This window comes from Methanosaeta sp. UBA458, from assembly GCF_002496085.1.
GTDB lineage: Archaea > Halobacteriota > Methanosarcinia > Methanotrichales > Methanotrichaceae > Methanothrix > Methanothrix soehngenii.
Map to the genome: position 1 here is coordinate 1 of NZ_DAIK01000112.1, position 7736 is coordinate 7736.

At 51.3% G+C, this 7736-nt stretch carries 8 protein-coding genes and 1 tRNA gene; 7 read left to right on the top strand and 2 right to left on the bottom strand.

The annotated features are described in order from the left end of the window. The 3 genes from BP822_RS08290 to BP822_RS08300 all read left to right on the top strand — a co-directional run. On the top strand, nt 1-327 hold a 327-nt coding region (locus BP822_RS08290; protein WP_286878110.1), incomplete at its 5' end, for a hypothetical protein. 29 nt (nt 328-356) lie between these two features. Then, nucleotides 357-812: a hypothetical protein gene (locus BP822_RS08295; protein ID WP_013719142.1), complete on the top strand. Its 456-nt coding sequence runs from the start codon at nt 357-359 to the stop codon at nt 810-812. Nucleotides 813-900: 88 nt separating this feature from the next. Further along, a complete protein-coding gene (locus BP822_RS08300; RefSeq protein WP_273271784.1) occupies nt 901-1263 on the top strand; it encodes a winged helix-turn-helix domain-containing protein in 363 nt (120 codons plus the stop codon). Nucleotides 1264-1387: 124 nt separating this feature from the next. Here BP822_RS08300 and BP822_RS08305 read toward each other — a convergent pair whose 3' ends face one another. Next, entirely contained in the window at nt 1388-3715 is a 2328-nt protein-coding gene (locus tag BP822_RS08305) for a lamin tail domain-containing protein (RefSeq protein ID WP_273278005.1), read from the bottom strand. 323 nt (nt 3716-4038) lie between these two features. Then, a tRNA-Gly gene (locus BP822_RS08310) sits at nt 4039-4110 on the bottom strand. A 143-nt stretch (nt 4111-4253) separates the two neighbouring features. Here BP822_RS08310 and BP822_RS08315 point away from each other — a divergent pair. The 4 genes from BP822_RS08315 to BP822_RS08330 all read left to right on the top strand — a co-directional run. Next, nucleotides 4254-5144 (top strand): NAD(P)/FAD-dependent oxidoreductase, encoded by an 891-nt coding sequence (locus BP822_RS08315; RefSeq protein ID WP_273272276.1) that lies wholly within the window; start codon nt 4254-4256, stop codon nt 5142-5144. A 3-nt stretch (nt 5145-5147) separates the two neighbouring features. Next, entirely contained in the window at nt 5148-6107 is a 960-nt protein-coding gene (locus BP822_RS08320; RefSeq protein WP_013719138.1) for an archaeosine biosynthesis radical SAM protein RaSEA, read from the top strand. 51 nt (nt 6108-6158) lie between these two features. Further along, nucleotides 6159-7022 carry a universal stress protein gene (locus BP822_RS08325; protein WP_273271782.1) on the top strand — a complete coding sequence of 288 codons (864 nt, stop codon included), beginning with the start codon at nt 6159-6161 and terminating at the stop codon, nt 7020-7022. Nucleotides 7023-7422: 400 nt separating this feature from the next. Beyond that, a partial coding sequence (locus BP822_RS08330; RefSeq protein WP_286878111.1) for a DUF1646 family protein occupies nt 7423-7736 on the top strand: 314 nt, incomplete at its 3' end.

Below are 7736 nucleotides of genomic sequence, written 5' to 3' on the forward strand. Positions count from 1 at the left end.
GTCAACCGAACGGAGTTGAACGAGACAGGCAGGATGGAGAAGACCATCTGGATCTCAAAGAACACCTATATCCCCGTCAAGTACGAGAGCAAGACGAGCTTTAAAATGACTCCAATAATCGTAGCTGGCCTTGACATGAACACCAGCCAGATGACCATGTTCAACGAATCGATTGAGCTGGGAACAGTCGAGGTCAGCATGGAGTCGAGCGACATGTATTATGACTTCGACAAGCCAGGGACCATAGCCCCACCGACTGAAGCTCTAGAGGCGGTCATTGTTCGTCCGGTTTCGATTCGGCCAGAGGATAGCCAGCAGGCAGAGTGAGAAGGGCCGATAGACCGATAGCATCCAATATGAAGGATCCATTGCAGCGGCTTTTCCTCAGGGAAAAGCCCTCCCTCGCCGTCCTGGCCTTAAGCGAGATGGAGCCGGCCTATGCCGCCCAGATTGCCAAGCACATAGACTCCACCTTTCCCCATACCTCCAGCATCCTGGGCGAGCTGGAGGAGCAAGGGCTTATAATCTCCCGGCCAGAGGGTAGGGTCAGATTCCTGGTGCTGACCGACCGGGGAAGGCAGGTGGCAGGAGCATTGAGGGAACTGTCCGATCTATTGCATAAACCGGATGCTATGATGCAAAGATTGGAGAGGCTAAAAGAGCTGGCATCTTCTGCCGATGGGTCAAAGGATTATCTCATCCTGGGGCCCCTGCGCAGAGATCTGGCAAAGCTGATGACCCTTGAGGACCCTAAGCTGCGACAGGGGGCAGAAGAGCTTGACCGCAAGATCCTCGCTATCCTGTCCCGATGACTATCTTCGGGTGATTTAAATCTGTTTTTTTGTTTTCATGTGACCTCGTTCATAGCCAGTTTTCTATCCAGCTATATTACAGAACCTATTGATATCGATTCAGTATTCAGTAACAAAAGTACAAAAGGTTTATCAGTATTCAAATCCAGCTATAGTAGGATATTTTTTTAGAGGGAAAAAGATGGCAAGGAGAACCAGGCTGGAGGTACTGAGCAGCATTCTGGAAATATGCAGTGGAGAAGGAGCGAGTAAGACCAGGATAGTCTATCAAATAAACCTCAATTTTAAGAATGCAGGAGTTTATCTGAAATGGCTGACCGATAAGGGCTATCTGGTTAAGGAGGGTAAAATGTATAAAATCACACCCGCAGGCAAGGAGATGCTGCTGGGCCTCAAAGAGATCTGCAGCATACTGAACATTGAGGAGCACATGACAGAGGACAAAGTTTAGCTGTGCCATGGATGGCAGAGGAATGCGGCGGAAAAGCGCTAACCATTTCCCAATGACTTAATCAAGTTCGGATAATTGGAGAGGGAGTTCAATTTATCATTATCCTTCAGAGAATCTCTCGTTATCACCAGGAACAGCATTTGATCTCCGACCTGCTTCCGGCATCTACTTTTGCCAGGGATTGATACAGAGCGCTATCACCGCATGGCAGCCATTGCATAGACTGCAACGATTCTATATTTGATGCCCGGGGAGGCTTGCCTACTACAACAAGGGCGGAGGAACTGGTAGATATGCTTTCGTTGCCCTCGGTGGAGCTACCAGATACCAGTGCTTTGACCTCGAAAAGGCCCTCCCTTTCCGCCCCTGCCATGAAGCTCACCGTCCTTCTTCGTCCGGCGTCGATCCTTCGAATGCTCCATTTGACCACACCAGAATCATTCTCCAGGGTAGCAGTGGTGGAGTTGATGAAGCTCATGCCCTCAGGCAATAGAGCAGTGATGTTCGCGCTCATAGTATAATCAGCGGTGTTATTCAATATCAACCGGTAGCTTACAATCTTCTCGTCTACTGGGGAGAGAGTAGCAGTGAAGTCCAAGGGCAGCAATTCGGCAGGACAGCCGCTCCAATCCAAATCCAGGGTGGTGCTGTTGCTCACCCTGAGCTTGCGCTCTCTGGGCGTTCCCCGAGAGGAATAGACATAGATAGTGTTAGCCCTCGCCCGATTCGTATAGTTCTCTTTTCTGGTGATAACCTTGAACTGCATATCGATCGTGAACGAATCCCCTGTGCCCAGTTCTGGTATCGACCAGTTGCCATAGGTCCGGGCGAGCTCCATCGGCTCAACAGAGGAGCCTATGAAGCGGGTTCCCGAGGGAAATGTATCACGGACATATATAGGCGCAAACGTCCGATTCCCGTCATTGACCACAGTGACGGCGAATCTGAGGACATCACAGCGATCTGGATCGACATAACCCTGCTTGTACACAGACATATGGGGCGAGTCATACTTGGGAAGGATGAAGATCGTCCTGTCGATCTTGTAGTCACCAATATAATCATCCTCCAGCAGGGCAAGATCGGTGCTGTTGTTCCCTCGTCTGAAGACGAACTTCAAGCTGGCTTGGCCTATGAAGCTGGAGGATGTCCTCACCTCATTGGGCCATTTGACCTCGACCTCTTTCTCCAATTTCGCCAGGTTGGTATAGTGCTCCTCTGCATAGAGGCCATTGGTGGCGTTCAGCCCGAACCCCTCTTCCCACATATGAGATCGATTTGCCACTGAGTCATTAGAGTATGAATAGCCGGCTGGCATGTAGTCTAAGATGACATTCTTTCGGGCATAATCTCCCGCCTCGATGATTTCCTCCGCCTGATAGAGTCCGCTTCCCCTCTCATAGCTGGAATAGTCCTCACCCACCTTCTTGTATACATCCACATAGCCCGATTCGTCTGTGGAGTTCACTGCCCTCTGATATTCACCCTTGGTGATGGTTTCCTCAATATGGAATCCGCCCAAGTACTCCTCGGAGAGCTTAAGCTTATCTGAGCAGTATTCTACATTGGTCCTGCCGACCGAGTCTGAGCTGAGTTTCATCTTAAGAGATCCATATTTGGATTGGACCACAACGTCCTTTGATATCGAGTTTCCATAAGTGGTGGACTGAGATGCCATTGATCCATCTTCGCCCCCCTCATTCATGCTCTTTATCGAGGACGATTCTGCCCATAAAGAGTCATAATATACAGTCCTATTGCCAGGCAGACCATTGAAGGTGCGGTTGTAGCGCATGGAAAGGGCATCCTTTTTCAGATCAATTCTGCTGACATTTATGACATCGTTTATATCCATCCGGAAAGAGGAATCGGCACTGTAATCGCCTGATCCATGCTCATGAGAGATAAAACTGCCGCCAACCGGATCGGCGCCTCTGTTCTGCAGGTTCAAATAGCCTCTGCCGGATACGCTGCCATCCATATTGAATATGACCGCCTTGCTCGTCGTCACATCGCATTGAACGCCGGAATTGGGAGCGCCTGGTGTGGATTCCATGAACATCCATTCAGATTCGCCATCTGGATATTTACCCCAGGCACAGCCATCCTCCTGGCTATCATATATGCTGATAGTGCGATCAACCTCATGATCAAAATCGTCCTCCAGGATTATGACTGCACCATAGTTGCTCAGCCATTTCTCCCCAAAGTACATCAGATAAAAATCTCCCGGAGAAAGTAAAGTTCCCTCATCAATGAACTCCTTTCTGGATCGATCATCACTGGACATGATCGCCCAGCCGCTCACATCAACCTCCTCCTCGCCATTATTATATATTTCAACCCACTGGATCTCAGCATCATCCTCGATATAATCCAGCTCCACCTCGTTTATCACTACGGATCCAGAAGCAGAGGCAAAAGAGCATGCATTCAGAGCCAGCAGGATCAAAATATACATGAGCCTCATAATTCATGCTCGGATATCATCTCTCAGAATAAAAGAGCATACCTACCAATTGTAAGGATTTGTGGGCAGAATAATGCAATTTTATTTATCTCATCAATCCCCAGCCGGACCGATGGGACCTGAAGAACATTGTGTTAGTCGCAAGATTGGTGAACCACTATGCTCAGACACAACCACAGAGACGCCGAGTAGCAGAGGCGATTATCTCTGCAGGACTTCATCTATATAATTCAGAGAAGGGCCAAAAAATCGTCAAGCAAACCTGCCAGACTGGCCCAGCCGCCAGGATATGACTTGCCTTTATATGCGCCGATCGGGATTCGAACCCGAGTTTAGGCGTTGGCAACGCCTAGTGATAACCGCTACACTATCGGCGCGGCGCTTGCTGGAAGCATCCCCATCAACAACCTTCTAGTCTAAAAACATTGCGGGCAGATAGTACCCTGGAAGCCCACCATATTACTGCACACTTTATCTACCTTGAAAGGGTGCTGATTTATGGTGAATTCGCTTGTATGATGTGGTCATAGTAGGAGCAGGCCCGGCAGGGCTGACCGCTGCCATGTACTGCGCCAGAGGAGGGAAGAAGACGCTGGTTTTGGGGAGCATTTACGGCTCTCAGACCGCCATGGGTGGCCTCTATGAGAACTATCCCGGCTTTCCGGAGGGCATTAATGGCATTGAGCTCTCGGAGAGGATGCTGGCCCAGGCCCAGAGGTTTGGAGCGGAGAACCAGACGGAACTGGTGGAGAAGATCGTGAACCTGGGAGACTTCTTCCGCCTGAAGACTGAGAACTGGCAGTATGAGTCCAAGACTATCATCCTGGCCATGGGGGCCAGCCATCGCCAGATAGGGGTTCCAGGCGAAAAAGAGCTGACGGCCAGAGGAATCTCCTATTGCGTCCATTGCGATGGTGCCCTATATAGGAACAAGGCAGTGGCGGTGATTGGCTACGGCAATGGCGCAGCCAGAGCAATCCTATATCTGGCCAATATCGCGAGCCGAGTCCACCTCATATCACCCAAAGAGAAGCTGGTTGCAGAGCCGGTGTATCTGGAAAGGATCAAGTCGCTCACCAACTATGCCGCCACCTTTGGCGCGCAGATTGCCGAGATCCGAGGGGAAGAGTTCGTGGAAAGCGTGGAGTTCAATGTGGGGGGAACCCCCCGTTCCCTGAAGGTGGAAGGGGTCTTCGTGGAGATGGGCATGAAGCCCAATGTGGAATTGGCAGAGAACCTTGGCCTGGATATGACCTCTGGGGGATTTGTGAAGATCAACCGGCTCAACCAGGAGACGAGCATGCCCGGTGTCTTCGCCGCCGGGGACATGACCGGCGGACGGATGCAGGCGGCAACTGCGGTGGGTGCGGGTGCCTCTGCCGGCATCAGCGCTCTGCAGTATCTCGGGTAGACGATGACAAGATCTGAGGAAAGAAGGGACCCCAGAAGGCCGGTCAGCGTATGGCGATCCCAGGATCTGGTGGATGGACGCCCTGCCCAGGCTCTGACCATGATCCTGCGCACGGTGGGATGCAGGTGGAACCGCTGCACCATGTGTGGCTATGCCGGCGAGGGCGCACCCGCTTCGGCAGACGACCTGATAATCCAGTTCGAGAGCGCCATGGAAAAGTGCTCTCCAGAGGTGACAGTGGTCAAGATCTACACCAGCGGCAGCTTCCTGGACTCTGAGGAGATGCCCGCGGGGGCCAGGATCGAGATACTGCGCCGCTTGGAGAATGCGGGGATCGAGAAGCTGATCATTGAGACCCGGCCGGAGTACGTGAACCCTGATGCGGTGGAGGAGTGCCTCTCCCACCTGCAGACCGAGTTCGCCATGGGCCTTGAGAGTGCAAACGACCTGATCAGAGAGCACCTCATCCGCAAGGGTTTTCTCTTCCAGGACTTCGTCCGCGCCTCGGAGATGGTGCACGGCCAGGGAGGAGGGGTTAAGGCCTATCTGCTCCTGAAGCCGCCCTTTCTCACCGAAGGGCAGGCTATGCGTGATGCCATATCCTCCGCCCGGGCAGCACGCCCTTATGCAGACATCATCTCCCTGAACCTGTGCAATGTGCAGCGCAATACAGTGGTGGAGAGGATGTGGGAGAAGGGCGAGTATCGGCCACCATGGCTCTGGTCCGCCCTTGAGGTGCTGAAAAGCTCCCCAGGCCCCATCATCTGCGATCCGGTGGGTGCAGGCACCAGGCGGGGGCCCCATAACTGCGGCCAGTGCGATGCCGCCCTGGCGGAGGCGATCAGGAAGCACGATCTTACCCAGGATGCGAGGCCCTTCGATGATCTGCACTGCCAGTGCAAGGAAGCATGGCAGAAGCTGATGGAGCTGGAAGAGCAATCCTTCGGCACCCCACTCTGCTGAAATAGATTGAAATATCAGGAAATGGAACTAATTCATTAAGGTGAGCTAGAAATGTTTGAAAAGGTGTTGATCGCCACAGATTTCTCCAAACATGCCAAGAAAGTGATCGAATGCATCGGCGAAATGCCGGGATTGAAAGAGGTACTACTTCTCAATGTCATTTCTAGAGATCCGCTCGCCCGTGTCTGGGATCCGGTATCGGAGATAAAGGATATCGAGAAGAAGCTGGAAGAGGAGAAGAACGCCATTAAATCCCCCGGGGTAACGGTTAATGTAAAGGCGGTATCCGTTTTAGAGGGCGAGGTGGCAAGCGCCATCAATAAAGTGGCAATGGAAGAGAACGTCTCCCTGGTGGCCATGGGAGCGCGGGGAAGGAGCCTGATCATGAGCACTCTGCTGGGAAGCTCTTCACGTAATGTGCTTCGCTTCGGCAGGACGCACCTCTTGATCATGCGCTACAAGACCCTGGATGATAATACCATGGAGAAGTATTGCGCCCGAGTCTTTGCCAGAATTCTCTTCCCAACCGACCTCTCCCAGACTTCTGAGGTCGCCCTGTCCTTCCTGAAAAGCCTGAAGGGAATTGGAGAGATAGTGCTGCTCAATGTCGTCTCCAAGGGGGAGACCGACGAGGAGATCGAGGCCAATGTCGCATTGGCCAAAGAAAGGATCGAGGAGATCGCCCAGAATCTGAAGATGTCTGGCATGCAGGTATCATCCAAGGTGGTTGTGGGCCAGCCTACCGAGGTTATCAGATCGGAGGCTGAGAAAGAGGATGTCTCCTTGATTGCCATCAGCTCTCAGGGAGCCTCGGCCATAAAGAAGGGCAGAATAGGAAGCACCGCTTATGACGTGGCCAACTCCGCTTCCAGGCCGGTCCTGATATTAAGGCAGGAGAAGATGGCTGCTTATTAGCCATTTTTCTTTTTTATCAAATTTTTATTTGTCCAATTCAGATTTTTGAATTATTGTATCAATTACCACATTTTCTAGATGCTTTGTTTTTCAGAGATCTGACTTGATCCAGGCTTTTCTTGGATGTCAGATCCGTTTGAGCTCCCAAAACAAAAAACCAAAAGCATTTAATATTGGGTTGAGCATCCAAATAAGAGACTCTCCGAATGAGGGAGCCTGTCTATGCAGGGATAAAAGGAGTGGTCGTATGGTTTCGATATATAGTGAGCTTGAGTGGAGTTGGGGCAAATGGATACACATTGCCATACCACCGGAGCCATGAGCCCCATTGACAGCCTCTGGCCTGCAGAGACAAAGACCATTGATACTGAAGATTTTATAAATATTGGAGGGAATATTTGTGCAATTTGACCCGCTGGACATTGGCCTATTTGTCATTGTACTAATTGTTCTTCTCGGACCTTTCCTGGTCAAGAAGATAGAACATAATCTGGAAGCCTTTCTGTTCGTCATGGGCGTACTGGCAGTAACCATATCAAGCTTCTACAGCAAGCCCGATCTCATGGCGACGCTGGGATACACAGAGCATCAGGTTGAGCTCATTGGCTGGAATATGGAGATTGTGATGGAAGCCCTCGAAGAGCCCATAATAAAGGGAATAGTTCCCGCAGTTCTCGTGGCCGGCATTCTCTTCCACTATGGTCGTTCCTATGC